The sequence below is a fragment of the Serratia sp. HNCC26DJ244 genome (assembly GCF_057180565.1).
The window spans coordinates 1-881 of the sequence record NZ_JBXUGO010000081.1; the positions used below are offsets into that span (position 1 = coordinate 1).

Consider the following 881-nt stretch of genomic DNA (forward strand, 5'->3'; position numbering starts at 1 on the left):
ACGATAAAGCCAATGGTAGAAAACCACCATTAATGGCTGCATCACTTCTACTTTTAACTTCGGCTAAAAATGGGAGGATTACCCCAAACAGTCAACGCCGGTTTGATTTTTTCTGTCTGACTACCACTATTAGGCGGTCTACCAAACATTCCCCATGATCTTTAGTGCCAGGAAAGATGACGCGTAGCGTCTTGGGACTGGTTAAGAATTCTGATCACGCTAATAACAGACGCGGTAGGAATAAAAAAGATCATATTCCGTTCAACAGGCAATGAGTAAATCCCTTTACCAAGTTCCGGTCTTGCCACACCAATATCGTGCGTCGCCAAGACATCGAAAATGTCAGAAAACCGATAAATATAGTCGTCTGCTTTAGCAGAACCAAATTGTTCACGGCTATATAGCCATATGGTTTCTAAATCCTCGCTGGCCTTTGGCGTCAGCTTAATCACTTTCATGGGAGTTAGTCTTCGCTTTCATATGCTGCAAAAAGGCCTCTTTATCCCATGTGACAGGGGCACCACTGCTGACGCCTTCAGCCAAAAGATCGCGAAGTATCTGCAGACGAGATTCAGCCTGCTTTTCACGAAGTAGACGTAAGGCATCACGCAGCACTTCGCTCTGAGTTCGATAATCTCCTGACTTTACTGAAGTATCGATAAACTCCCGGAGTTCATCCCCCACATCAACCGTAATCGTTCTGGCCATAAATACCCCTTGTAAGATTATTTCTTACAAGAGTATAAATGTTATCGTGCACTATCTCCAGTAAGGCGGTGATGGATGCAGGGGGAAACCCCAACAGCCCCCAGAGCACCCTGTTCATCCTTAGAACTCGACGGCATCACACAGTTTTTTGCCTTATTTGTTACCTGTAGAGT

General features: G+C 44.9%; 2 protein-coding genes. Both read right to left on the reverse strand.

The annotated features are described in order from the left end of the window. Window positions 1-161: 161 nt before the first annotated feature. Window positions 162-458: a type II toxin-antitoxin system RelE/ParE family toxin gene (locus tag AC2A06_RS18625; RefSeq protein ID WP_484381273.1), complete on the reverse strand. Its 297-nt coding sequence runs from the start codon at window positions 456-458 to the stop codon at window positions 162-164. Continuing rightward, window positions 445-708 carry a type II toxin-antitoxin system ParD family antitoxin gene (locus AC2A06_RS18630; protein ID WP_484381274.1) on the reverse strand — a complete coding sequence of 88 codons (264 nt, stop codon included), beginning with the start codon at window positions 706-708 and terminating at the stop codon, window positions 445-447. The genes AC2A06_RS18625 and AC2A06_RS18630 overlap by 14 nt, the downstream gene beginning before the upstream one ends. Window positions 709-881 lie beyond the last annotated feature (173 nt).